This is a genomic window from Roseateles sp. SL47 (assembly GCF_026625885.1).
In the GTDB taxonomy this organism is placed as follows: Bacteria; Pseudomonadota; Gammaproteobacteria; order Burkholderiales; family Burkholderiaceae_C; genus Roseateles.
Genome location: NZ_CP113068.1, coordinates 3,039,767 through 3,062,140 on the forward strand (window position 1 = coordinate 3,039,767; position 22,374 = coordinate 3,062,140).

The following is a 22,374-nucleotide window of genomic DNA, read 5'->3' on the forward strand; positions in this document are numbered from 1 at the left end:
TCATGTCCTCGCTTCAATCGCTCGATATCGCGAAGCGCTCGGCCACGACCACGCCCAGCCCTGACGCCCGCCGCCAGGTCATCGAGGTGGCCAAGCTCATCGACGTGTCCTCCTGCATCGGTTGCAAGGCCTGCCAGGTGGCCTGCATGCAGTGGAACGACCTCCGCGACGAGGTCGGTCACAACGTCGGTGTGTACGACAACCCCGCAGACCTGTCGCCGCAGTCCTGGACGGTGATGCGCTTCTCCGAGGTGGAGGTCCAGCAGGACCGCCTTGAATGGCTGATCCGCAAGGACGGCTGCATGCACTGTGAGGACCCAGGCTGCCTCAAGAGCTGCCCGTCCCCGGGGGCGATCATCAAATACCAGAACGGTATTGTTGATTTCATCTCGGAACACTGCGTGGGCTGTGGCAACTGCGTCACCGGCTGCCCGTTCGATGTGCCGCGCATCTCCAAGGTCGACAACAAGGCGTACAAGTGCAGCCTCTGTTCCGACCGTGTGGGTGTGGGCCTGGAACCGGCCTGCGTGAAGGCCTGCCCGACTGGCGCCATCCGCTTCGGTTCCAAGGAAGACATGCATGAGTTCGCCGAAGAACGCATTGTCGACCTGAAGGAACGCGGCTACGACAAGGCCGGCGTCTACGACCCGCAGGGCGTGGGTGGGACGCACGTCATGTATGTGCTGCAGCATGCGGACCAGCCGGAGCTCTACCACGGCCTGCCCAAGGACCCCAAGATCAGCCCGTTGGTCTCCTTGTGGAAGGGCGCGGCCAAGCCCTTGGCTGTTGCGGCCATGATTGGCGCTGCGGTGGCGGGCTTCTTCCACTACATGAAGGTGGGTCCGATCGAATCGGGGCATGACAACCCCGATGAGGACGAAGAACTGGCCGATGAACGTGCGCGCAGTGAGGCGCACAAAGCCCCGCGCGGCTGAGGAAGGAGCACATCATGTTGCAACGCTATCCTGACGCACAGCGGATGAACCACTGGCTCATCGCCCTGCTGTTCTTCGGTGCCGGCCTGTCCGGCCTGGCCTTCTTCCATCCCAGCCTGTTCTTTCTGAGCAATCTGTTCGGCGGCGGCCCCTGGGCCCGCATCCTGCATCCCTACATGGGGCTGCTGATGGTGCTGGCCTTTGCGGTGCTGGCCCTGCAGCTCTGGAAGCAGAACCGCTGGACCGCCAGCGACACCGAGTGGGTGCGCCACAGCAAGGACATGCTGGCCGGGGACAAGTCCAACATGCCGCCGGCTGGCAAGTACAACGCCGGCCAGAAGGGCATCTTCTGGCTGATGGTGGTGTGCCTGGTGGTGCTGCTGGTGACCGGGTTCATGTTCTGGCATGCCTGGTTCCCGGAAGGCAACATCCTGATGCGCCGGATGGCCGTGCTGCTGCATGCGGCGGCGGCCACCGGGCTGATCCTGGGTGTCATCGTGCATATTTATGCTGCGATCTGGGTGAAGGGCACCATCCGCGCCATGACCCGTGGTACGGTCACTGAAACCTGGGCCAAGCACAACCACCCGCTGTGGTACAAGGAAGTCAAGGAGCGTCCGCGCGCATGACGGCCAGCAGCCAAATCCGCCTGATGACACCGGAGGAGATCGCGGTGAACGCGGGGGCACGCCCCGCGCCGCTGCGACTCCCCGAAGCCGGTGTTTTTGCTGAGCGCGCCCTGCGCCTGCGCCAACTGGCGCAGGACCATCCCATGCGGGACTACCTGCTGTTTGCCGCCGAGCTGGCCCAGCGCCAGCACGATCAGCTCAAGCAGCCCCGCCCGCTGCCCCTCCCCAACGAAAGCGTCCTGGCCGAAGCCATGGCCGCCGGTGTACCGCCACTGGACAGCCGCAGCTTCCCTCGCCAGCCCGCCTGGCGTGAAGAGCTGCGTGAACTGCTTGGGCACCTGAGCACCGCCGGGGTGCCGGCTCCGGTGCAGACCCTGGCCGGTGAACTGCTGAAGCTGGATGATGCCGAGGTGGAACGTCAGGCGCAGGCATTGCTGGCGGGTGGCGGGCCGGGTCTGGACCCGGCTGCAGCGCCTCTGCTGGCGGCCGCGTTGCAACTCCACTGGGTCCGCCTGGTGCAGCAACTGCAGGACCGGTATGAACGCGCCGGCAAGACCGAACATCTGGCCCCGTTTGGTCTGATCGACGATCCGACCGTCTGCCCGTGCTGCGGCTCGCGCCCGGTAGCGTCTGTCACCCGCATTGCAGCGGACGTGTCGGGCCAACGTTTCCTGGCGTGCTCGCTGTGCGCCACGCAGTGGCATTACGTGCGCATCAAGTGCACCCACTGCCAGAGCACCAAGGGCATCAGCTTCCGCCAGTTGGTGGATGACGAAGGCCGCAAGCCCAATGAAGCCGTCCAGGCCGAATGCTGCGAGAGCTGCGGCCACTATCTCAAGCAGGTCCACATGGAAAAAGACCTGCACGTGGAGCCGTTGGCCGACGACCTGGCCTCGCTCACGCTGGATCTGCTGGTGGGAGAACTGGGCCTGGTGCGGCAGGGGTTCAATCCGCTGCTGATCCTGGGCGAGCCGGAGGCCGGCGATGACCGTCCCCCGGGCAGCGACACCGAGGCGCCAGGCACCGCTCACAGCGGCGCGGCGCCACCGGATCCCGGAGGGCACTGAGCATGAAGCCCGAGGCATCCATGGTCCATGGTCCGACGGCGAGTCTCCCGGCTGAGTCTTCCGCACTCCCGTCGGCGGCCCCCAAAGACCTTCCTTCCGTTGATCGGCTGTTGCGCGATGCGGCGGTGACCCCACTGGTCACCGCGCATGGCCACGCCCTGGTTGCCGCACAGGCGCGTGAGCTGCTGGACCACTGGCGGGCCGAGGCGCTGCAGGGGCGGCTGCCGCTCAGCCAGTTGGCCGGCATCGCAGCCGCGCTGGCCCAACGCTGCGAGGCGCGGCTCACCCCGCGCATGCGCCGGGTGATCAATCTCACCGGCACGGTGCTGCACACCAATCTCGGCCGGGCCCTGTTGGCGGACGAGGCGCTGCAGCAGGTGCTGGCCTGCATGGGCTCGCCCAACAATCTCGAATTCGATCTGGCCCGGGGCGCCCGAGGGGATCGCGACAGCCTGGTCGAAGGCTTGCTGTGCGAGATCACCGGCGCCGAAGCGGCCACCGTGGTCAACAACAATGCGGCGGCCGTGCTGCTGGGCATTGCCGCGCTGGCCGGGGGCCGTGAGGTGATCGTGTCCCGCGGTGAGCTGGTGGAAATCGGCGGCGCCTTCCGCATGCCCGATGTGATGGCCGCCGCCGGCGCGCGTCTGGTGGAAGTGGGCACGACCAATCGAACCCATGCGCGCGACTATGAATCGGCCATCGGCCCGGCCACGGCCCTGCTGATGAAGGTTCACACCAGCAACTATGCCATCCAGGGGTTCACGTCCTCGGTGGACGAAGCCACGCTGGCCCCGATCGCAAAGGCGCGTGGGGTGCCGCTGATGACCGATCTGGGCAGTGGCTCCCTGGTGGATCTGGCTCAGTGGGGATTGCCCGCCGAGCCGCTGCCGCAGCAGATGCTCAAGGAGGGGTGCGACGTGGTGACCTTCAGCGGCGACAAGCTGCTGGGCGGCCCGCAGGCCGGGTTGATCGTGGGCACCCGGGAGTCCATCCAGCGCATCCGCAAGTTCCCGATGAAGCGCGCCTTGCGGCTGTCCAAGCTGCCGCTGGCGGCGCTGGAGGCCACGCTGCGTCTGTACCTCAAGCCGGACCGTCTCACCCGCGACCTGCCCACGCTGCGACACCTCACCCGTCCGGTGGCGCAGATCGAGGCGCAGGCGGCGCGGTTGCTGTTGCCGCTGCAGCAGGCGGTGGCGCCGCGTTTTGAGGTGCGTGCCGCGTCGATGCGTGGCCAGATCGGATCGGGCTCCTTGCCGGTGGAGACCTTGCCGTCCGCGGGCCTGGCACTGGCGCCGCCATTGAACGGCAAGCGGGGCACCGGCCGCGCGCTGGATGAGTTGCAGGTCGCCTTGCGGTCCCTGCCGCTGCCGATCGTGGCGCGGGTGCAGGCCGACGAGCTGTGGATGGATTTGCGCTGCCTGGATGAAGGCCCGCGTGAGGCCGAGTTCCTGGCGCAGTTGCCCGCTCTGGCGGAGGCCCTGCGGTGAACCGGCGAGGGCGGCCATGATCATCGGGACGGCCGGTCATATCGACCATGGCAAAACCACGCTGGTGAAGGCGCTGACCGGTGTGGATACCGACCGGCTGCCGGAGGAGAAGCAGCGCGGCATCAGCATTGCGCTGGGCTATGCCTATCTCGACACACCGGACGGCCAGCGCCTGGGGTTTGTGGATGTGCCGGGCCATGAGCGTCTGGTCCACACCATGCTCTCCGGCGCAACCGGCATTGACCATGCGCTGCTGCTGGTGGCCGCCGACGACGGCGTGATGCCGCAGACGCGGGAGCATCTGGCGCTGCTTTCCCTGCTGGGGATCGATCACGGCACGGTGGTGCTGACCAAGATCGACCGGGCCGACGAGGCGCTGCGCACGCAGCGCCGGGCGGAAGTGGCGGAGCTGCTGGCGCACACGGCGCTGTGCGCATCTCCCGTGTTCGAGGTGTCTGCCGCGACCGGGCAGGGCGTGGACATCCTGCGCGCCCACCTGCTGGCGCAGGCCCGCACCTTTGGTCGGCGCGCCGTGGCCGGGCAGGGATTCCGGCTGGCGGTGGACCGGGTGTTCAGCTTGTCCGGTGTGGGCACGGTGTGTACGGGCACGGCCTATGCGGGTGAGGTGTCGATCGGCGAAGAGCTGCACCTGGTGCCGCCCGCCATCGGCCAGGCCCCACGGACGGCGCGGGTGCGCAGCCTGCATGCGCAAAATGCCGCCGCCACGCAGGCACAAGCCGGCCAGCGCGTGGCCATCGGCCTGGCGGGTGTGGACAAGGATCAGGTGCTTCGCGGGCAGTGGTGGGTGACGCCCGAGGTGGCGTTGTGGTCGGACCGCATGGATGTCCGGCTGCGGCTGTGGTTTGATGAAGCGCGCCCGCTGCGCAGCGGCATGGCGGTGCACGTGCATCTGGGGGCGTCGCAGACCACCGGGTCGGTGGCGGTGCTGGGCTCGCTGGACGGTGAGCCGATGGATGCGATCCAGCCCGGCAATGAAGCGTTGGTGCAGTTGGTGCTGCATCAGCCCTTGTGTGGCTGGGCCGGAGACCGGGTGGTGCTGCGGGATGCGTCAGCCACACGGGCGCTGGCCGGGGGCACGGTGCTGGACCCGTTTGCACCGGTGCGGTACAGACGCACGCCGCAGCGGCTGGCAGAGTTGAAGGCGCTGATGGCCCCCACTGTATCGGAGCGGCTGCAGGGGCTGCTGGCGCAGGCGCCGCTGGGGGTGGATGTGCAGCGGTTCTCGGCGGCCCAAGGGCTGGCCCGTGCGTCCCGGGCGGCGTGGGTGAGGGAAGCCCTGCCGGATGATGATTCGGTGTGTGTGGTGCCTGGGCTGGAAGGGCCGCTGTGGGCCCTGGGGCCGGTGCAGACGGCGCAGGGGCGGCAGGTGGCGCTGGAACGGTTGGCGCTGTATCACCAGCAGCAGCCGGATGAGCTGGGGCCGGATCTGGCGCGCTGGCGGCGTTTGAGCCTGCCCCGCCTGGCCGAGCCGCTGTGGCGGGCGCTGGTGCATCAGCTGGTGGCGCGCGGGGAGGTGGTGATCACCGGGGCCGCGGCGCATTTGCCTGAGCATGGGGTGCAGTTGTCGGCGCTGGATCAGCGGCTGGCGGAACGGGTGACCCCCCGGTTGCTGGAGGCCGGGTTTGAAGGTGCGTGGGCACGGGATCTGGCCAAGGACGCCGGGGAGTCCGAAGCTTTGGTGCGGACGACGTTGTCACGATTGGCGCAACGGGCAGAGTTGTTCCAGATCGTGAAGGACCTGTACTATGCACCCGCTCATGTGGAATCACTCGCCCGGCTGGCACGTGGGGAAGCAGTGGCGCACGGGGAGGTGACTGCGGCCGCGTTTCGCGATCTCACCGGGCTCGGAAGGAAACGCGCCATTCAGGTGCTGGAGTTTTTCGATCGCGTCGGGCTGCTCCGTCGCGTGGGCGATGCGCATAAGCTGCGGCCCGATTGCAGACTGTTCTTGGACGAAGATGCGGACGGGTCCCAGTGACCGACGCACCAGTTTTTACCCCGGAGGGGGAACGATCCCGGTGGATCGGCCAGGCTTCAAACCTGGTGGGTGGCGCCATGCGTTGCCGGGTAGGTTCGACTCCCACCCCCCTCCGCCGGAAGCATTGGCTTGCCTACTGCGCGGGCCGATCTTGCGTCTGCGGTGCTCGCCGTACGGGAGTACGGCTCCGCTCCTCAACGCAAGCTCGGCCCGCTCGCTACGGCAATCCAACGCTTCCGGCCCTCGGCGGGACGCGACGGCGCAGAGCGCGTCGCGTGGGCACGCTGGGCGTGACCCACTTGCGGGGATGCGACGGCGCGAAGCGCGTCGCGTGGGGACGCCGGGCGTCTAGGGTTGATCGTTGATGTGAATGGAGAGTGTGATGAGTGGGTTCAATCAAGTGAAGAAACTGTTAAGAGGCTTGGCTGTCGCCGGTGGCGCAGCGCTGGCTTTGGCCTCCGCGCACGCACAGACCGTGCTGCGAGTCACCGCTATTCCCGATGAGTCACCAACCGAGTTGGCTCGGAAGTTCGCGCCGCTGGGGAAATACCTCGAAAAAGAACTCGGGGTCAAGGTCGAGTGGACCCCAGTGACCGACTACGCCGCCGCCGTCGAGGCCGTCGTGAATAAGAAGATCGATCTGGCCTGGTTTGGGGGCTTCACCTTCGTTCAGGCCAATGTGCGGTCCGGCGGAAAAATCATTCCCCTGGTGCAGCGCGAGGAGGATGAAAAGTTCCGGTCGGTGTTCATCACCGAAGCCAGCAGCAAAATCAATAAGCTGGAAGACCTCAAGGGCCACACGCTGTCTTTCGGCTCCGCTTCCAGTACCTCCGGCCATCTGATGCCGCGCAGCTTTCTGCTCGCCGCCAAGATCAATCCGGACACCGATCTGAAACGCATCAGCTTCTCCGGCGCCCACGACGCCACCGTCGCCGCCGTCGCCGGCGGTAAGGTGGACGCCGGTGCGTTGAATATCTCCGTGTGGGAAAAACTGGTCAGCGAGAAGAAGGTGGATCCGAAAGAGATCCGCGTCTTCTACACCACGCCTCCGTATTACGACTACAACTGGAGCGTGCACGCCGAGATGCCCGCCGCCCTGCAGGAAAAGCTGAAGCAGGCCTTCCTCAAGCTGAATGACAGTACGCCCGAAGGCAAGGAAATCCTCGCCCTGCAACGCGCAACCCGCTTCGTGCCCACCAAGCCCGAGAATTACGCCGGCATCAAGGCCGCCGCCGAGAACGCCGGGCTGCTGAAGTAATCCCCATGGCCCTGCTTTCCCTGGAAAGCCTGCGGCTGGATGCAGGCACCCGCTGCCTCATCCAGCCGCTGTCCTTGCAGATCCATGCCGGGGAGCAGGTCGCCCTGATCGGCCCCTCCGGCGCCGGCAAGACGTCCCTGCTGCACGCCCTGGCCCTGGCCACCCGCCCCAGCGCCGGCCAGTTGACCCTGGACGGCCACAACGCCTGGGCACTCTCCCATCGGGACCGCCATCGCCTGCGCCGCCGCCTGATGCTGGCCCCACAGCATCCGCCCCTACCCCCGCCAACGCGTGGCCGTGTCCGTGCTCGCCGGCCAGTTGCCCGGCGCCAGCCTCGGCCGCAGCCTGCGCATGCTGTTCAGCCCCTCAGCCTCCCAAGCCCAACAAGCCCATCAGGCCCTCGCCGCCCTGGAACTCGGCGACCGGCTCTGGTCCCGCGTGGACCAGCTCTCCGGCGGCGAGCGCCAACGCGTGGCCCTGGCCCGCCTGCTGGTCTCACAAGCCCCCCTCTGGCTGGTGGACGAGCCGCTGTCGGCCCTCGACCCCCAACGCGCGCAGCGCAGCCTGTCCGTGCTTCAGGACGCCGCACGCCGCGACAGCCGCACCATCGTGTGCAGCCTCCATCAGGTCGATCTGGCCCGCCAACTGTTCCCCCGCATCATCGCCCTGCGCGATGGCCGACTGTTCTATGACGGCCCCCCGCAGGGCCTGGACAACGCCACCATCGCCGCGCTGTATGCGGGCGATGAGGCCCATGCCCTCACGCCCGGGGCCACCACCACACCCAACGGATCACCTGCGTTGGATTCCTCAGGCTCATCGTGTCCATCGGGGTCATCCGGGTCATCCGGGTCGTCCGGGTCGTCCGGATCGTCCGGATCGTCCGGATCGTCCGGATCGTCCGATGGGGTGGGCTCGGAAGTGTCCCCCGCCAGGGGCGGGGTCGACGGGGCCGCCGCACCGCATTCCATCTGCCGATGAACACCTCGGCCGTCCTGTCTTCGCCGCAGCCCTGGCAGCGGGACCCCTTGGCACTGCGCCGCACCGCTACGCTGGTGGCCCTGCTGGTGCTGATGTGGCCGCTGCTGGTGCTGTGCGAGTTCCGGCCCTGGGAATTGCTGGAGCCGCGCAGTCTGCGCGCCACCGGCCGGTTCCTGGTGCAGTTCCTGACGCCGCGCCTGGACGCGGAATTCCTGATCATGGTGGCCGGCGATACCTGGCGCACCGTGGCCATGGCCTCGGCGGGCCTCGCCCTGGCCTGGATCATCGCCATCCCGATGGCTCTGCTGGGCACGGCGCGCCTGTCGATCTCCGCACTGACCGGCCGCATGGCCGCCTGGCCCGCCACTCTGCGTTTCGTGGTCCGTGCCGTGCTGGTGATTCTTCGCTCGGTGCCGGAACTGGTGTGGGCGCTGATGCTGGTGCGGGTGATCGGCCTGGGGCCCGGCGCCGGTGTGCTGGCCATTGCACTGACCTACGGCGGCATGCTGGGCAAGGTCTATGCCGAGATCCTGGAGAGCGCCGATGGCACGCCCACCCGCGCACTGCTGCGCAATGGCGCCGGGCGCCTGCAAGCCTTTTTCTTTGGCACGTTGCCGGGTTGCGCGGATGAGCTGGTGAGCTACACGGTGTACCGCTGGGAATGCGCCATCCGGACTTCCGTGGTGCTGGGTTTTGTGGGCGCCGGGGGCCTGGGCCAGCAGCTCGACAATGCCAACAAGATGCTGGCCGGCAATGAGGTGATCACCTTGCTGCTGGTGTTTGTGGCGCTGGTGGCCGCAGCCGATCGTGTGAGCGCGTGGCTGCGTCCCAGCCGTCGGGGTCAGGAGGAGGGCGGCCCGCAGCGGCCCGCGCCGCGCTGGGGCCTGTGGCTGCTGCTTGCGGCCCTGCTGGTGATGTTTGCGGCGAGTTTCGCCACGCTGCCGATGCGCTGGTCCGAATGGCTGAGCCCGCAGGCGTTTGTGCTGATGGGCCACTTCCTGGCGGAGTTCTTTCCGCCGCAATGGGCGCCGGAGTTCCTGCAACGCGTCGGGCAGGGCGCGCTGGAAACCCTGGCCATGTCCGCGCTGGGCAGCCTGCTGGCTGCCGTGGCGGGCCTCGCCATTGCACTGGTGGCCAGCCGCCCTTCGGGGATGCTGCGCATCAGCGCCCGCATGGTGCTGAACGCCTTGCGCAGCGTGCCGGAACTGGTCTGGGCTTCGCTGCTGTTGATCTCCGCCGGCCTGGGCCCCATGCCAGGCACCCTGGCCCTGGCCTTGCACACCACCGGCGTGCTGGGGCGGCTCATGGCCGAGGCGCTGGAGAACGCGCCGCCGGCCAACGCCCTGGCGCTGCGCTGGGCTGGATCGTCTCGTTGGCAGGTGTTTTTGTATGCAACCCTGCCGCAGGCCGCGCCGCAGTTGCTGAGCTACAGCCTCTACCGCTGGGAAAACAACATCCGCGCCGCGACGGTGCTGGGCGTGGTGGGCGCGGGAGGATTGGGGCAGATGCTGACCGTGCATCTGGGCCTGTTCCAGATGCGTGAAACCGGCACCGTGGTGCTGGCCATGCTGTTGCTGGTGATGGTGGTGGACGCCTGTTCCTATGCGGCGCGGCGGCAGTTGAACCGGTGATCAAACGGTGATGAACGGATGATGACCGGCGATGAATCGGTGATCGAGCGATTTCAAGGAGCACAGTGCATGACTCTCGATGCCATGACCTTGTTGACCACGCGTGCGTCCATCGGCCCCAAGCATCTGACGGAGCCGGGCCCGGATGAGGCGCAATTGCGGCGCATGCTGGAGGCGGCGCTGCACGCCCCGGACCACGGCGAACTGGTGCCGTATCGATTCAAGGTGGTGAGCGGCGCTGCGCGGCAGGAGATGTCCCGGTTGTTCGGGGAAGCCGCGCGCCGCGCTGGCAAGGATGAACAAGGCATTGCGCTGGATGAGGAACGGGCGCTGTTGCCCCCGGTGACGGTGGCGGTGGTGGCGCGCGTGGATATGGGTCATCCGCAGGTGCCTGCGCATGAACAGTGGGTGGCGCTGGGGGGCGCCCTGGCCAACTTCCTGAATGCGGCGTATGCGTTGGGCTTTGGCGGCAAGATGCTGTCCGGCGCCAAGGCGCGCGACCCTGGCCTGGTGGCCGCCTTCTGCGAGCCCGGTGAAACGCTGGTGGGCTGGATCGCATTGGGCACCCCGGCGCGCGCACCGAAGGCGCGGCCAGCGAAGGCTGGCGCCGATCAGGCGCTGGTGCAGTGGCAAGCGGGCTAGCGGCTTAGCGGCCTGGAGCGTGCCCGATGGCCGACTTCGGCATGTGCTGGGCCTGTGAGTGATCCGTCACAGCTGGTCAAGAGACGGGGTAGACCGGACAGACACGTCTTTCGTGCGTTCAGCGGCATGGGCGTCACTTCGCCGTGACGGCTGATCGCCCCGTGGTCAGGGGTTCGGCGTCTCGTGCCCCGCAACCCGTAAAGTTTTCACCCATCGGCGGATGCGCGCGCCAAGCCTGCGCTTCTCGGCATCGTCCAGTGGCATTGACGGCACCAGAGCCAACGCTTCGGTGGCGCAGACAAAGCCATGCTTGAGAAGCCCCATGTTGAATTCCCGATCCTTGTCCCGGTCGGCTGCAGCTTTCGACATGAAGAGGTCGACGACGGCCAGGCAGTACCCCACGCGGTCATTGGTGGCCGAGCTCTGGACGCGATAGACGCTTTGCAGCCAGCCGGCTGGCAAGGTCGCCGTTTCCGGACCAACCCCCTGGGCGTAATAGCCGTAGGTCTCGTGGAACTGCGAGCCCTCGCCGATGGCCGCATCGATCTGGTCTGCCAGCTCCGGGGCGTTGAGCGGATAGATGTCGGCCTCGGCGGACATGGTGAACATCTCGGGCGGATTCGGGATCGGCCCCAGGATGGATTGACGGCCGACGATCATGAACTCGTACTGGTTCGTGATGTCGCTGCAGGCGCGGATGATGTGTTCGAGGTCTTCGCGGTTCATGGCGTGATGTCGTCGCCCAGCACGACGCCTTTCTTGAGCTCGCTGACTTGCGCCAGCACGGCTTGCCGCACCTGCTCGGGCAGCACGGTGGGCAGGGGCGAGGCCTGACGCAGTTCTTGCGCTCGCCGGGTGCGGCCCAGCGCCTTGCGCCACTTGCCCTCGCGAAGAATCTCCTGCCATTCCCTCCACAGGCCTGCGGAGCGGGAATTGCCGGCACGGAGCCAGCGTTCGAGCGTGTCCTGGGCCTGTTGCAGCAGGGCGGGGTCGGCGCGCACCAGGCGCACTGCCTCGGTGTGCAGGGCCATGCTTTGCAGGTCCTGGGCCTGGTGCCGCGAGGCGTCAGCGGACACAAGCACTTGAACGGCGGGCCGCGTGCGGCGCGATTGGGCGGCGGCCGAGCCCGGGGTAGCGGGCTGCATCACGTCGCTGGCCAGCAGCGCCAGGTCGGCGCCGACACCCAACACCGACATGACGCGCAGGTAAGTACCCATGGACGGCCCGGGGTCGCCGGACTCCACGGCGCTCAACGTGGTGCGCGAGATGCCGACGCGCTGCGCCATCTCGACGGTGCCCAGGCCTTGCGCCTTGCGCAGGCGCTTGAGCCGGTCGCCGAGTTGGAACAGCAGTTGGCGCTCCAACACGATGGAGCTGTCTTGCGGGGTTTTCATTTGTTCAGAATTTTGGTCAAAAAGCCGCCTTTTGACCAATATACTGAACAAACGATGAGGGCCATGCAGCGGGTCCAGGTGCCCCGGCAAGCTGTCCCGTACGTACCAGCCGCGCTCAACCGACTGCGCGCAATGGGCCGGCGGCGGGGTGCGCCGCATCGGCAACTCCGGCCTGTTCGAGTATCGATGCGCCCATGGTGCATGCGCAGCAGGTCCAGCGCTCGTACGGTGGAGTGCTTCTTCGCCGTCGCGCTGGGCCTGTGGCCCATGATCTGGGCGACAACGCCGGCCGGAATTTCTAGCCATTCGTGAGCTGTCGGGTATCTATCGCCCGATGCACACTCGCCAGTGGTCGTCCAGTTGGATGATAGGACAGGGACCCAAGGCCGGGTTCGAAATGGAGTATTCAGGCGTACTCGTGTTCGACATCCACAAGGTGAGTGATTTCCAGCGTGCTGAATTGAACAAACGCAGCGCCGACAAAAAGACCGATGGTTTCTGGTCACAACTGCAGAGGCGCGCCGGCTTTGAGAAGCGCCAGATCTTGTTCACGGCACCCGGCAACACGTGGGAGGGACAGGCGGACTCCACACTGAGTTGCTCCAACCTTGAATTGGTCACCAAGCCATTGACGCGTGAGCAGTGGCAGCAGCCAGGCGGCCCTGCGGAACAGGACGCAGCGGCGCTTGAGCGGTTCACACAAGGAATCAAGGGCGCAGCGGAAGGGGCCTTGCTGATGCCCAGGGAGATCGAACCCGATTTACTGCTGCAGGAGAGCGGCACGTGGCTCTACAAGAAGGGGCCTGCCGATGGGCCACAAATCCAGATGACGGCCGCCGTTGCCGCCGTCGATAACGGTGAGCCTCTACCTGCCTGGTGGTTGGAGGGCATGACAAGCACCCACTGGGGCAGGCAGAGGAATCCGAAGTCCGGCGCGTTCGGCCAGGGAGGATTCAATGTGCTGGTCAAGACTCCGATGCACAGGCTGTTGGGGACACCCAGCGGGAACGTGGACGCCGACCAGAGGGACGCCTGGGTGCAAGGCATGATGGCAAGGTTCGGGGTGGACCCGGAGGTCCAAGCCAGCGCGCTCATCAGTCAGCTCAGCGTAGATCTGAACAAAAGCAACCGCAGCATGCACCTCCGACCAGGCCACTTCACCTGGCGCCAGTATTTCCTGGCATTGATCAATGGCGAGGATTTGATTGCACAGTGGGCCGCGACCGCATTCGGTTGCGAAGAGGCCCCCGAGGACGCAGGCGTGGGTCAACTGGATGACCCGTCCTTGGATCACACCATGGTCATCGAAGAACACCGGCAAACCGAGGATATGACCTCAGGTAACTACCTCGACAAGGCACGTCATTGGGCAACACACGGCAGGGTGCCCTACAAACCCCGAGTAGAGCCGGCCGGCGATTGAATCCTTCCACGCCCGCCGCCTGGCCAATCACCCGCAGCGAAGCCACCCGCTCAGCCGTAGATATAACTCTGCAACTGCGCAATCGTCATCTCGTCGTCCGCAATGATGTCGTTCATCAGATCGCGGATGGAGAGCATGCCAATGACCTTGTCGCCCTCCACCACCGGCAGGTGGCGAATCTTGCGCTGACCCATCAGGCTCATGCAGTCCCGCATGTCGGTCGTTGGTTTGACCACCAGTACATTGGGTGTCATGACTTCGCTCACTGTCGTATGGCGTGAATCGCGACCCTGCAAGGCAATCTTGCGGGTGTAGTCGCGCTCCGAGAAGATGCCTTGCAGACGGTCGTCCTGCATCACCAGCAAGGCCCCCACGTCATGCTCGGCCAGCAGATGCAGGGCATCAAACACCGTCGCTTCCGGCGTGATGCGCCAGACGCTGGGGCCGCGGTTCTTCAGCAGTTCGGACACCGGTTTCATGGATCCTCCTGACCTGTCGTCGAAGCAGCACGATCATTGGCGATGTGCTGGCAGCCAAGATAAGCGCATGGCCCTTCGGGCGCAAGACCCGACACCGTTCGTGGCGGGCCTCCTCCCCCGCGAATCAGGCGGGGTGCGTGAGGTCGCGCAGGTGCGTCGGGCCGGCGCGACGCTCGATCTCCGCCAGCAGTTCCTGGCCCCAGCCCAGGGCAAACAGGGCTTCACCCACCACAAACATCGGGCCGACCAGCAGCCCGATCAGGTCGTCCACAAAGGCGGGCTTGCGTCCCTCGTAATAGTGGCCGACGAATTGAATGATCCAGCCCACCACGAAGCTGCCCAGGCCCCAGCCCAGCCAACTGGCCATGGTGCCCGCTGCCAGGGGATGGGCCAGTGCCATCAAGATGGCATTGACCAGGGCCGTCGCCAGGCCCAGCACCAGATTGCCCCGGGTGAGGTACCACAGGGTGGCCGCCGCCCAGGCGAGCCAGCCCAGCGTGACCGTGTAGTCGCCCACATGGAATTGGCCACGCGCCAGCAACACCCCGACTGCAAACACAATCAGCGGAATGCCGACGAAATGAGTGGCAATGTTGCGGCGGTCGCGGTGGTAGGTCGCGTACTGTGCCATCAGGTCAGTGGCTTGACGTGCCATGTCAGGTCTCCAGATTGCGTCATTGTGGCGGCGGCACTCGGCGGTGCGCCAGGGACTCGTCATCCCACCCGGTGAATGGACCAGCGGATGGGCGGCAAGAAGTCCCTGGTGATCAATGCTAGTGCGATCCCGGGCTGAATGGCGATCAAAATGCAGAAATTCGAACTCTCGGTTGTCCCTATGCGGTGCAGGAAGTCTCAATGGGGGGCAGAACCCGGGCAGCGGCTGGCCCCGACCCGGGTGGGGCGACCGACGCTGCACAGGCTCGCCGCAGCCAGCCTCGTCACCATGACGCTGGCCATGGCAGGCTGCAATCTGCCCGTCGTTTCAGGCAGCGGCGTGCCGGCCCCATCGGCGCCTGCTGTTGTGCCGCAAGCCCAATGCAGCGACTGGCTGCGCCTGCAGCACACCGGCCAAGGCACGCTGTATGGCCTGGACGCCACAGCGTCCACGCTGCGAATGCTGGTCTTTCGCGGCGGTCGGCTTGCGTCGCTGGGGCACAACCATGTGATTGCTGCAGAGCAGCATGCGCAGGGCCAGATCTATCTTCCGAAGGACGGATTGACCACTGCTGGCGCCGAACTGGCATTCCGGCTGGATCAATTGGTGTTGGATGCACCCGTCTGGCGGACCGCCATGGGCGATGAATTCGCCAAGACACTCTCAGACGCGGACATCGCCGGGACACGCGCCAACATGCTCAAGGCATTGGATGCGGACACTTTCCCGCTGGTGAAAGCGTCCACGGTGGCGGTGACCGGCGGCTGGCCCCGCCCGGTCTTGACCCTGGGCGTGTGGCTGCACGGGCAATATCGGACCGTGGAGCTGCCGGTGGAAGCCATTCGGCCGGAAGGAGAGGCCCCCCTGCGGGCCAAGGGGCGCATGGTGGTGAGGCAGTCCGACTTTGGGATTCGTCCCTTTACCGTGCTGGGGGGGCTGCTGGCGATTCAGGATGCGCTGGTGGTGGAACTGGATCTTGTTGCACGTCCCACCAGCGCCTGCGCTCCGCTACCGGACGCTTGAGCCGCATCGCTTTAGCCGCAACGCTTGAGAGCCGACGCTTGATACCGGAAGCTTGAGCTCACCAGGAGAGGCCAGGCCCTGGCGCCGCTTGGGCGGGGCCTGCCGATCAAGCGCGCAGATCCAGGCTCATCAGGTCCTTGGCGACATAGCGGCCATTGCTCAGACGCAGCGCCCGCGGCAAGTGGCCATATCGCGTGAAACCGAAGCGGCGGTAGAGCGCCATGGCCGGCGTATTGCCGGCGCTGACGCTCAGCGTCACCGTCTCCAGCAAGGGCTCGCGCCGCAGCATGTCCAGTGCCCGACCCAATAGTTCGCGCCCCACACCACGCCCCTGATGGGCGTCCGCCACCATCATGCCCACCAGGTGCGTCACATGCTGCACCTTCAGCCGGGATTCATGCTCGCAGGTGAGCGCGCCCACCAATTCCCCGTCGACCCAGGCGCCCAGCGTGAACAGCGCCCGCCCACCGGCCTGCGGATGCAGCCGGTGCCGGTAGCTGGCCGCATCGCGCTGGAGTTCGGTCGCCGCGTCCGAGGTGAACGCCGCTTCATGAGCGGCCAGCATGGCGTCGCGTAGCCGCTTGTACGCGGGCAAGTCATGCTCGGTCAGCAGACGCAGCGTCAACGGCTGTCCGGTGGACTCAAGAGGCGGGCGGGAGGCGCTCAAGCTGACTCCGATCATTGATGTTGGCAAATGCGAAGGCGTCCTCTGGCCGATCAAAAGGCACTTCTGCCAGCGGGAGCGATCGTAGCCAAGCTTCAACACGCCGCTCACCCCGCGCCAGAGCATCTGCCAGCGACTGCTGGTGCCGCGTGTGGATGAGACTGGCCAGCGGCTGGCTGCGCAGGCGCTCATCCGGCGCTTCGCGGCCCAGCGCCATGGCACTGTCTGTGGGCGCCTTTTTGTGATGGACGGCGGTGTCGCCCTGCGCAGAAAGGTCGGGCCTCGCGCCTTGGCCGTCCGCATTCGGCTGTGTGTGCGTCGCTGAACACGCGCGGGCCATCACGGCCCACAGTCGATCCACCAGATCCAGTGGCAGCCAGGGGCTGTCGCCGCTGACGCACAGCAACCAGTGGTCGCCCCCTGCGGGCAGTGACGGATGCGTCTGTGGCGCCGTCGGCCGGTGAAGCGGGTCATTCACATAGGCCAGCCCCGCCAGCAGGCCCGCCAGCGGACCTTGGAAGTCCGACAGGCTGTCGGGCAACACCGGGCACCCCAAGCGCGCATAGTCGTCCAGATGCCGGTTGGCGCTGATGAGCACGCGGCCCTGCACCTGCGGCCCGATCCGGTCCAGCACCTGCTGCACCAGCGGCCGTCCCTGAAACCGCTCCAGCGGTTTGTCCACGCCCCCCATGCGGCTGCCGCGGCCCCCGCACAGGATCAGGGCGGTGACAGGGCGTGCCACGGCCAGCCCCATCAGCCGCCGATGTAGTGCATTTCCACCCGCCGCGCACTGCCGGGCTCACTGGCCGGCAGGGACGCGCGGAGTTCGGAATAGCGGTCGGCACGGCGGCCCCACAAGGCCCCCAGTGCGGCGCTGATTTCTTCATCGCTGCGGGCCGGCGATTCGCCGCGCCCCCGCAGCAGTGCCCGCAGGTCATGCCCTTGTGATGCAAACAGACAGGTGTAGAGCTGCCCTTCGGTGGACAGCCGGGCACGGTTGCAGTCACCGCAGAAGGCCTGGGTCACGCTGGAGATCAAGCCGATTTCGCCGCTGCCATCGGCATAAGCCCAGCGCGTGGCCGTTTCGCCTTCCACCGTCGGGGCCAATGGCACCAGGTCCACGTCCTGCCGCAGGCGGGCCAGCACTTCGGAGGAGGGCAGCACTTCATCCATGCGCCAGCCGTTGCTCATGCCGACGTCCATGAATTCGATGAATCGCAAGGTCACGCCGGTGCCGCGGAAGTGGCGCGCCATCGGCAGGATCTGGTCGTCGTTGGTGCCGCGCTTGACCACCATGTTCACCTTCACCGGCGCCAGCCCCACCGCCATCGCGGTGTCGATGCCGTGCAGCACGTCGGCCACCGGGAAGTCCACATCATTCATGCGGCGGAAGATGGTGTCATCCAGCGCATCCAGGCTGACGGTTACGCGCTGCAGCCCGGCATCCTTCAGCGCCCGAGCCTTGCGGGCGAGCAGCGATCCATTCGTTGTCAGGGTCAGATCCAGCGGCTGGCCTTCGGGCGTGCGCAACGCGGCCAATTGCGCAATCAGCGCTTCAATGTTGCGGCGCAGCAGAGGCTCGCCACCCGTAATGCGAAGTTTCTGCACCCCCAAACCGGCAAAGATGCTGGCCAGCCGGGTGATTTCTTCAAAACTCAGCAGGTCGCGATGCGGCAGAAATTGATAATGCTTGTCGAAAACTTCCTTCGGCATGCAATAGCTGCAGCGGAAGTTGCAGCGGTCAGTGACCGAGATGCGCAGGTCGCGCAGCGGGCGGCCGCGCGCATCCAGGCGGCTGCTGCCGGGCGCCGAAGGGGAGGGGAGCGGAAAGGGGACGGCGGGGATGTTCCCCAACTGCCGCACATCCAGCAATGGAATGACTGCATCGGTCATGCGCGGATTGTGCCGTCCCTGGAACAACCTCGTGGAATCAGGGGCTGGCCATCTGCATCAACACGGGCTGAATGTGCTGCATTGCCGCACAGCCCCGTCCGGGCGCGCATTTCGTCACCCTGTAGGACTTGTCACTTGCGCAGCGGCGTCATAGTCGATTGAATCGCGCCATGACGTTCGCTCCCACCCCTGTGTTGCATGCAGACCTCGCGAATTTCGTGTGTTTTGGTGAAGCCCTGACGGAGATGCGGCGGGTCGGGCCGTCCGAATGGCGCAGCTACTGCGGGGGCTCGCCCTGGAAGGTGGCCATTGCTACCGCACGGCTCGGGCAACTCGGCGCCTTTGCCGGCGGCATCAGCAAGGACGCCTTTGGCCAGGAACTCTGGCAGTGCAGCGTGGATGCGGCGCTGGACCTGCGCTTCATCCAGCAGTTTGCACGGGCGCCGCTGATGGCGTTTCTTCATGACCCGGTCCCGCCGTCCTACCTGTACGTGGGCGACGACAGCGCAGACCTGCACTTCCGCCCTCATGCCCTGCCCGCCGGCTGGCGCCATGCGCTGCGATGGGCTCATTTCGGGTCGATCAGCCTGACGCGCGAGCCGCTGGCCGCACGGCTGGTGGCCCTGGCCGAGTCGCTCAAGGATGACGGCGTGCGCATCAGCTACGACCCGCTGTACCGGCTCAGCATGGACTCTCGCTACGACCGGACGCTGGAACGCATGTGCAAGATTGCCGATGTGATCCAGGTGTCGGAAGACGACCTGTGTGGGCTGTTCCGTTGCCGGGACTATCACCTGGGCCTGGGCCAACTGGCCGCCTGGAACCCCAAGGCGGTGGTGTTGCTGACGCTGCGGGAGCGGGGCGCACAGCTCTTCCATCCAAAGGGCGACGTCAGCGCGACCGGCCCGAAGCTGCCGCCCCCGACCGACCCGGGCGGCCTTGTTGACTGGATGGATGCCGGAGACGCCACCACCGCCGGGCTGCTGTTCAGCCTGATGCGCACCCCCGACGGCGAGCCGGAAGAGCACCTGCGCTGGGCCATGGCCACCGGTGCGGCGGCCAGTGATGGCCAAGGGGTGCACGGCCTGACCTACCGTCGCGTGGAAGACCTGCTGGAGCAGGTGCAGGTCGCCCGTGCTGAACTGGCATAGGCTGACCTGACCTCCGCTGCCTGAACGCTGCGGGCTGAGCTTCGCTGGGCTCACCGGAGCGGTCTTGAAAGGGCGAGAGCCCCCCGCCGTATTGGGTCAATCTCGGTACAAACCCTAAAGAATTGGGCTTGCTCCCGCTCGACTTGCGTCCTACTATCTACCGACCGGTCGGTAAATAAACTGAACACGGTGGATCAAGCCTCTGGCTGGATCTATCCGGAGGCAGCCGAGGAGACAAACCCGACATGACCAACATGACCGACAGGAGTGGCGCCCCGACCCCAGGGCCGGGGCTTGGTGTAACCCATCAGCCCGGTGAAGCGCCTCACGGCGCCGACCCGGTGCTGCTGGTGTCCACGGAAGGCGCTGTCCGTGTGCTGACGCTCAATCGTCCGCAAGCACTGAATGCCTTCACCACGCCCCTGCTGGGGCAACTGCGTCACGCGCTGGACGACGCCGCAGCGGACACCTCCATCCGGGCCGTCCTCATCACCGGTGCTGGCCGTGCTTTCTGCGCCGGTCAGGATCTGAACGACCCTTACATCAAGCCGGAGTTCGAGCCCGAGGTGGCGCCGTCGGCCGGCGCTTCGACGGCTCCTACCACTCCTACTGCTCCTACTGCTCCTACCACTCCCACCGCTCCTCCTCGACGTCCCAAACCCAAGGACATCGGCCATCTGCTCGACCACTACTACATCCCACTCGCCTTGCGCCTGCGCAGCATGCCGGTGCCCACAATCTGCGCCGTGAATGGCGTGGCCGCCGGGGCGGGCGCCAATTTTGCGCTCGGTTGCGATCTGGTGATGGCGGGCCGGTCCGCTTCGTTCATCCAGGCGTTCTCACGCATCGGCCTGGTGCCGGACTGCGGCGGGACCTGGCTGCTCACCCGCCTGGTGGGGCGCGCCCGCGCGATGCAACTGACCTTGCTGGGTGAGAAATTGCCCGCCGAGCAGGCCCAGCAGTGGGGCCTGATTGCCCGATGCGTGCCAGACGAGGAATTGGCCAGTGCTGCCATGGCCATGGCCCAGCAACTGGCCGGCATGCCCACCCGTGCCCTGGTTCAGACCCGCGCTGCGCTGGACGAGGCCATGCACCTGGAACTGGAGGACGCCCTGCGTCTGGAAGCCCGGCTGCAAAGTCAGCTGGGTTATGCGCACGACTATCTCGAAGGCGCAGCAGCCTTCCTGGACAAGCGTACGCCGCAATTCAAGGACCGCTGATTCAAGGACCCCCGGATGGCCGTACTCCCGAATGACGAGGCCCGCACCGTGGCCCGGAGGGTCTCTCGCCAGGCCCTGGCCGAAGCGGTGCGCGACGCCCTCTTTGCCAACGACCGCGCCACACGCGGCCTGGGCATCGAAGTCCTGGCCATCGCTCCTGGCAGCGCCACGCTGCGCATGGCGGTCCGCGCGGACATGCTCAACGGATTCGACATCTGCCATGGTGGTTGTGTGACCACGCTGGCCGATTCCACCTTCGCCTTCGCCTGCAACTCACACAACGAGATGACGGTGGCCTCGGGCTTCGCGATCGACATCGTCGCGCCGTCCCGGTTGGGCGATGTATTGACCGCAGTGGCCGCCGAAACCTCACTGGCCGGCCGCACCGGGGTCTACGACATCACCATCACCAACCAACGCGACGAATTGATCGCGGTCTTCCGTGGACGGTCCTATCGCCTCAAGGGCAAGCCCGTGGTGGCCGGGCTTATCGCTGGACCCAACGCGGAAGCGCCCGGAGACGAACCCTCATGCCGGTGAAACATCCCAGCCCTTCGGACCTGGAGCCGATTGAACGCGCCAGCCAGGACGAACTCCGCGCCCTGCAATTGCAGCGGCTGCGCCAGACCTTGACCCAGGCCTACGAACGGGTGCCGCATTACAAGGCCGCCTTTGAGGCCAAGGGCGTGCATCCGTCCGACCTCCAGGACCTGTCGGACCTGCGCCTGTTCCCGTTCACCACCAAGCAGGATCTGCGGGACCACTATCCCTTCGGCCTGTTTGCCGTGCCTCGCCAGGAGGTGGTGCGCATCCATGCATCCTCCGGCACCACGGGCAAGCCCACGGTGGTGGGCTACACGCGCAGAGACATCGACACTTGGGCCGACCTGGTCGCGCGATCTCTGCGTGCCGCCGGCACCCGCGCCGGGGACATCGTGCATGTGGCCTATGGCTATGGTCTGTTCACCGGCGGGCTGGGCGCGCACTACGGCGCTGAACGCCTGGGCTGCACCGTCATCCCGATGTCGGGCGGGCAGACCGAGAAGCAGGTGCAGCTCATCCGCGACTTCCAGCCGCAGGTCATCATGGTCACGCCCAGCTACATGCAGGTGATCGTCGAGGAATTCGCCCGCCAGGGCCTGGATGCGCGCGACAGCTCGCTGAAGGTGGGCATTTTCGGCGCCGAGCCCTGGACCGAAGCCATGCGCCGCGAGATCGAAACCCGGGCCGGCATGGACGCGGTGGATATCTACGGGCTGTCCGAAGTGATGGGCCCGGGTGTGGCCAGCGAATGCATCGAGAGCAAGGACGGCCCGGTCATCTGGGAGGACCACTTCTACCCCGAGATCGTCGACCCGGACACTGGTGAAGTGCTGCCCGAAGGCGCTGAAGGCGAGCTGGTGTTCACCTCGCTCACCAAGGAAGCGCTGCCGGTCATTCGCTACCGCACCCGGGACCTCACCCGCTTGCTGCCGCCCACCGCCCGCAGCATGCGCCGCATGGGCAAGATCGTCGGCCGCAGCGACGACATGCTGATCATCCGTGGTGTGAATCTGTTTCCCACGCAGATCGAGGAACTGGTGCTGGCCCAGCAGGGACTGTCTGGTCAGTACCAGATCGTGGTGTCGCGTGAGGGGGCGCTGGATGAGATGGAGGTGCGTTGCGAGCTGTCCTCCACGGCCATCGGCACCGATACGCATGCGGTGTCGACAGCCTTGCAGCATCGCATCAAGACCCTGATCGGTGTCTCCACCCGTGTGACGGTGGGTGCGCCGGATTCCATTGAACGCACCCTGGTGGGCAAGGCCCGCCGTGTGGTGGACAAACGCCCGCGCAGCTGACG

General features: G+C 66.4%; 22 protein-coding genes, 1 tRNA gene and 1 pseudogene. 17 read left to right on the plus strand and 7 right to left on the minus strand.

The window, feature by feature from the left end:
- Positions 1-2: 2 nt before the first annotated feature.
- The 11 genes and pseudogenes from fdxH to OU995_RS13355 all read left to right on the plus strand — a co-directional run bounded on the left by fdxH (position 3) and on the right by OU995_RS13355 (position 10,629).
- Positions 3-935, plus strand: a complete 933-nt coding sequence (gene fdxH / locus OU995_RS13305) for a formate dehydrogenase subunit beta (RefSeq protein ID WP_267836024.1) — start codon at positions 3-5, stop codon at positions 933-935.
- A 14-nt stretch (positions 936-949) separates the two neighbouring features.
- The gene (locus tag OU995_RS13310; protein ID WP_267836025.1) at positions 950-1,564 is read left to right on the plus strand and encodes a formate dehydrogenase subunit gamma; all 615 of its coding nucleotides are present in this window, start codon (positions 950-952) and stop codon (positions 1,562-1,564) included.
- Positions 1,561-2,631 (plus strand): formate dehydrogenase accessory protein FdhE, encoded by a 1,071-nt coding sequence (gene fdhE / locus OU995_RS13315; RefSeq protein ID WP_267836027.1) that lies wholly within the window; start codon positions 1,561-1,563, stop codon positions 2,629-2,631. The genes OU995_RS13310 and fdhE overlap by 4 nt, the downstream gene beginning before the upstream one ends.
- 2 nt (positions 2,632-2,633) lie before the next feature.
- On the plus strand, positions 2,634-4,118 hold the full coding sequence (gene selA, locus OU995_RS13320) for an L-seryl-tRNA(Sec) selenium transferase (RefSeq protein WP_267836028.1): 1,485 nt from the start codon (positions 2,634-2,636) through the stop codon (positions 4,116-4,118).
- A gap of 16 nt (positions 4,119-4,134) precedes the next feature.
- Complete coding sequence (gene selB, locus OU995_RS13325) at positions 4,135-6,117, plus strand: selenocysteine-specific translation elongation factor (RefSeq protein ID WP_267836029.1); 1,983 nt, start codon at positions 4,135-4,137, stop codon at positions 6,115-6,117.
- A gap of 22 nt (positions 6,118-6,139) precedes the next feature.
- Positions 6,140-6,232, plus strand: a tRNA-Sec gene (locus tag OU995_RS13330).
- A 267-nt stretch (positions 6,233-6,499) separates the two neighbouring features.
- Positions 6,500-7,375, plus strand: coding sequence for a putative selenate ABC transporter substrate-binding protein (locus OU995_RS13335; protein WP_267836030.1), 876 nt, complete (start codon positions 6,500-6,502; stop codon positions 7,373-7,375).
- Between the two features lie 5 nt (positions 7,376-7,380).
- A pseudogene (locus tag OU995_RS27575) lies at positions 7,381-7,605 on the plus strand (ATP-binding cassette domain-containing protein); the annotation flags it as partial.
- Between the two features lie 67 nt (positions 7,606-7,672).
- Positions 7,673-8,356: an ATP-binding cassette domain-containing protein gene (locus OU995_RS27470; protein WP_324288751.1), complete on the plus strand. Its 684-nt coding sequence runs from the start codon at positions 7,673-7,675 to the stop codon at positions 8,354-8,356.
- A complete protein-coding gene (phnE, locus tag OU995_RS13350) occupies positions 8,353-9,987 on the plus strand; it encodes a phosphonate ABC transporter, permease protein PhnE (protein ID WP_267836032.1) in 1,635 nt (544 codons plus the stop codon). The genes OU995_RS27470 and phnE overlap by 4 nt, the downstream gene beginning before the upstream one ends.
- 69 nt (positions 9,988-10,056) lie before the next feature.
- On the plus strand, positions 10,057-10,629 hold the full coding sequence (locus OU995_RS13355) for a nitroreductase family protein (protein WP_267836033.1): 573 nt from the start codon (positions 10,057-10,059) through the stop codon (positions 10,627-10,629).
- A gap of 165 nt (positions 10,630-10,794) precedes the next feature.
- On the opposite strand, the gene OU995_RS13360 is transcribed toward OU995_RS13355, so the two are convergent.
- Entirely contained in the window at positions 10,795-11,355 is a 561-nt protein-coding gene (locus OU995_RS13360) for a hypothetical protein (RefSeq protein WP_267836034.1), read from the minus strand.
- Complete coding sequence (locus OU995_RS13365; RefSeq protein ID WP_267836035.1) at positions 11,352-12,023, minus strand: helix-turn-helix transcriptional regulator; 672 nt, start codon at positions 12,021-12,023, stop codon at positions 11,352-11,354. Before OU995_RS13365 ends, OU995_RS13360 begins: the two co-directional genes overlap by 4 nt.
- Positions 12,024-12,441: 418 nt before the next feature.
- On the opposite strand from OU995_RS13365, the gene OU995_RS13375 reads away from it, so the two are divergent.
- Entirely contained in the window at positions 12,442-13,446 is a 1,005-nt protein-coding gene (locus tag OU995_RS13375; RefSeq protein WP_267836432.1) for a hypothetical protein, read from the plus strand.
- A 50-nt stretch (positions 13,447-13,496) separates the two neighbouring features.
- On the opposite strand, the gene OU995_RS13380 is transcribed toward OU995_RS13375, so the two are convergent.
- Positions 13,497-13,925 (minus strand): CBS domain-containing protein, encoded by a 429-nt coding sequence (locus tag OU995_RS13380; RefSeq protein WP_267836036.1) that lies wholly within the window; start codon positions 13,923-13,925, stop codon positions 13,497-13,499.
- Positions 13,926-14,049: 124 nt separating this feature from the next.
- The gene (locus tag OU995_RS13385; protein WP_267836037.1) at positions 14,050-14,580 is read right to left on the minus strand and encodes a DUF962 domain-containing protein; all 531 of its coding nucleotides are present in this window, start codon (positions 14,578-14,580) and stop codon (positions 14,050-14,052) included.
- Positions 14,581-14,868: 288 nt separating this feature from the next.
- On the opposite strand from OU995_RS13385, the gene OU995_RS13390 reads away from it, so the two are divergent.
- Complete coding sequence (locus OU995_RS13390) at positions 14,869-15,603, plus strand: hypothetical protein (RefSeq protein ID WP_267836038.1); 735 nt, start codon at positions 14,869-14,871, stop codon at positions 15,601-15,603.
- 106 nt (positions 15,604-15,709) lie between these two features.
- Here the strand turns inward: OU995_RS13390 and OU995_RS13395 are convergent, their stop codons facing one another.
- Genes OU995_RS13395 through moaA form a run of 3 tightly spaced genes read right to left on the minus strand, consistent with a single transcriptional unit; the run spans position 15,710 to position 18,160 of the window.
- Positions 15,710-16,270 carry a GNAT family N-acetyltransferase gene (locus tag OU995_RS13395; protein WP_267836039.1) on the minus strand — a complete coding sequence of 187 codons (561 nt, stop codon included), beginning with the start codon at positions 16,268-16,270 and terminating at the stop codon, positions 15,710-15,712.
- Positions 16,245-17,009 carry a molybdenum cofactor guanylyltransferase gene (gene mobA / locus OU995_RS13400; RefSeq protein ID WP_267836040.1) on the minus strand — a complete coding sequence of 255 codons (765 nt, stop codon included), beginning with the start codon at positions 17,007-17,009 and terminating at the stop codon, positions 16,245-16,247. The genes OU995_RS13395 and mobA overlap by 26 nt, the downstream gene beginning before the upstream one ends.
- A gap of 11 nt (positions 17,010-17,020) precedes the next feature.
- Positions 17,021-18,160: a GTP 3',8-cyclase MoaA gene (gene moaA / locus OU995_RS13405; protein ID WP_267836041.1), complete on the minus strand. Its 1,140-nt coding sequence runs from the start codon at positions 18,158-18,160 to the stop codon at positions 17,021-17,023.
- 170 nt (positions 18,161-18,330) lie between these two features.
- On the opposite strand from moaA, the gene OU995_RS13410 reads away from it, so the two are divergent.
- The 4 genes from OU995_RS13410 (at position 18,331) to paaK (ending at position 22,372) form a co-directional block, all read left to right on the plus strand.
- The gene (locus OU995_RS13410; RefSeq protein ID WP_267836042.1) at positions 18,331-19,311 is read left to right on the plus strand and encodes a PfkB family carbohydrate kinase; all 981 of its coding nucleotides are present in this window, start codon (positions 18,331-18,333) and stop codon (positions 19,309-19,311) included.
- A 245-nt stretch (positions 19,312-19,556) separates the two neighbouring features.
- On the plus strand, positions 19,557-20,531 hold the full coding sequence (locus OU995_RS13415) for an enoyl-CoA hydratase-related protein (protein ID WP_267836043.1): 975 nt from the start codon (positions 19,557-19,559) through the stop codon (positions 20,529-20,531).
- A 15-nt stretch (positions 20,532-20,546) separates the two neighbouring features.
- Entirely contained in the window at positions 20,547-21,071 is a 525-nt protein-coding gene (gene paaI, locus OU995_RS13420) for a hydroxyphenylacetyl-CoA thioesterase PaaI (protein WP_267836044.1), read from the plus strand.
- Complete coding sequence (gene paaK / locus OU995_RS13425) at positions 21,062-22,372, plus strand: phenylacetate--CoA ligase PaaK (RefSeq protein WP_267836045.1); 1,311 nt, start codon at positions 21,062-21,064, stop codon at positions 22,370-22,372. The genes paaI and paaK overlap by 10 nt, the downstream gene beginning before the upstream one ends.
- Positions 22,373-22,374: the final 2 nt, after the last annotated feature.

Coding starts and splice junctions, on each gene's coding strand:
- fdxH (WP_267836024.1), top strand. CDS start 3: ATGTCCTCGCTTCAATCGCTCGATATCGCGAAGCGCTCGGCCACGACC.
- OU995_RS13310 (WP_267836025.1), top strand. CDS start 950: ATGTTGCAACGCTATCCTGACGCACAGCGGATGAACCACTGGCTCATC.
- fdhE (WP_267836027.1), top strand. CDS start 1,561: ATGACGGCCAGCAGCCAAATCCGCCTGATGACACCGGAGGAGATCGCG.
- selA (WP_267836028.1), top strand. CDS start 2,634: ATGAAGCCCGAGGCATCCATGGTCCATGGTCCGACGGCGAGTCTCCCG.
- selB (WP_267836029.1), top strand. CDS start 4,135: ATGATCATCGGGACGGCCGGTCATATCGACCATGGCAAAACCACGCTG.
- OU995_RS13335 (WP_267836030.1), top strand. CDS start 6,500: ATGAGTGGGTTCAATCAAGTGAAGAAACTGTTAAGAGGCTTGGCTGTC.
- phnE (WP_267836032.1), top strand. CDS start 8,353: ATGAACACCTCGGCCGTCCTGTCTTCGCCGCAGCCCTGGCAGCGGGAC.
- OU995_RS13355 (WP_267836033.1), top strand. CDS start 10,057: ATGACTCTCGATGCCATGACCTTGTTGACCACGCGTGCGTCCATCGGC.
- OU995_RS13360 (WP_267836034.1), bottom strand. CDS start 11,355: ATGAACCGCGAAGACCTCGAACACATCATCCGCGCCTGCAGCGACATC.
- OU995_RS13365 (WP_267836035.1), bottom strand. CDS start 12,023: ATGAAAACCCCGCAAGACAGCTCCATCGTGTTGGAGCGCCAACTGCTG.
- OU995_RS13380 (WP_267836036.1), bottom strand. CDS start 13,925: ATGAAACCGGTGTCCGAACTGCTGAAGAACCGCGGCCCCAGCGTCTGG.
- OU995_RS13385 (WP_267836037.1), bottom strand. CDS start 14,580: ATGGCACGTCAAGCCACTGACCTGATGGCACAGTACGCGACCTACCAC.
- OU995_RS13390 (WP_267836038.1), top strand. CDS start 14,869: ATGACGCTGGCCATGGCAGGCTGCAATCTGCCCGTCGTTTCAGGCAGC.
- moaA (WP_267836041.1), bottom strand. CDS start 18,160: ATGACCGATGCAGTCATTCCATTGCTGGATGTGCGGCAGTTGGGGAAC.
- OU995_RS13410 (WP_267836042.1), top strand. CDS start 18,331: ATGACGTTCGCTCCCACCCCTGTGTTGCATGCAGACCTCGCGAATTTC.
- OU995_RS13415 (WP_267836043.1), top strand. CDS start 19,557: ATGACCAACATGACCGACAGGAGTGGCGCCCCGACCCCAGGGCCGGGG.
- paaI (WP_267836044.1), top strand. CDS start 20,547: ATGGCCGTACTCCCGAATGACGAGGCCCGCACCGTGGCCCGGAGGGTC.
- paaK (WP_267836045.1), top strand. CDS start 21,062: ATGCCGGTGAAACATCCCAGCCCTTCGGACCTGGAGCCGATTGAACGC.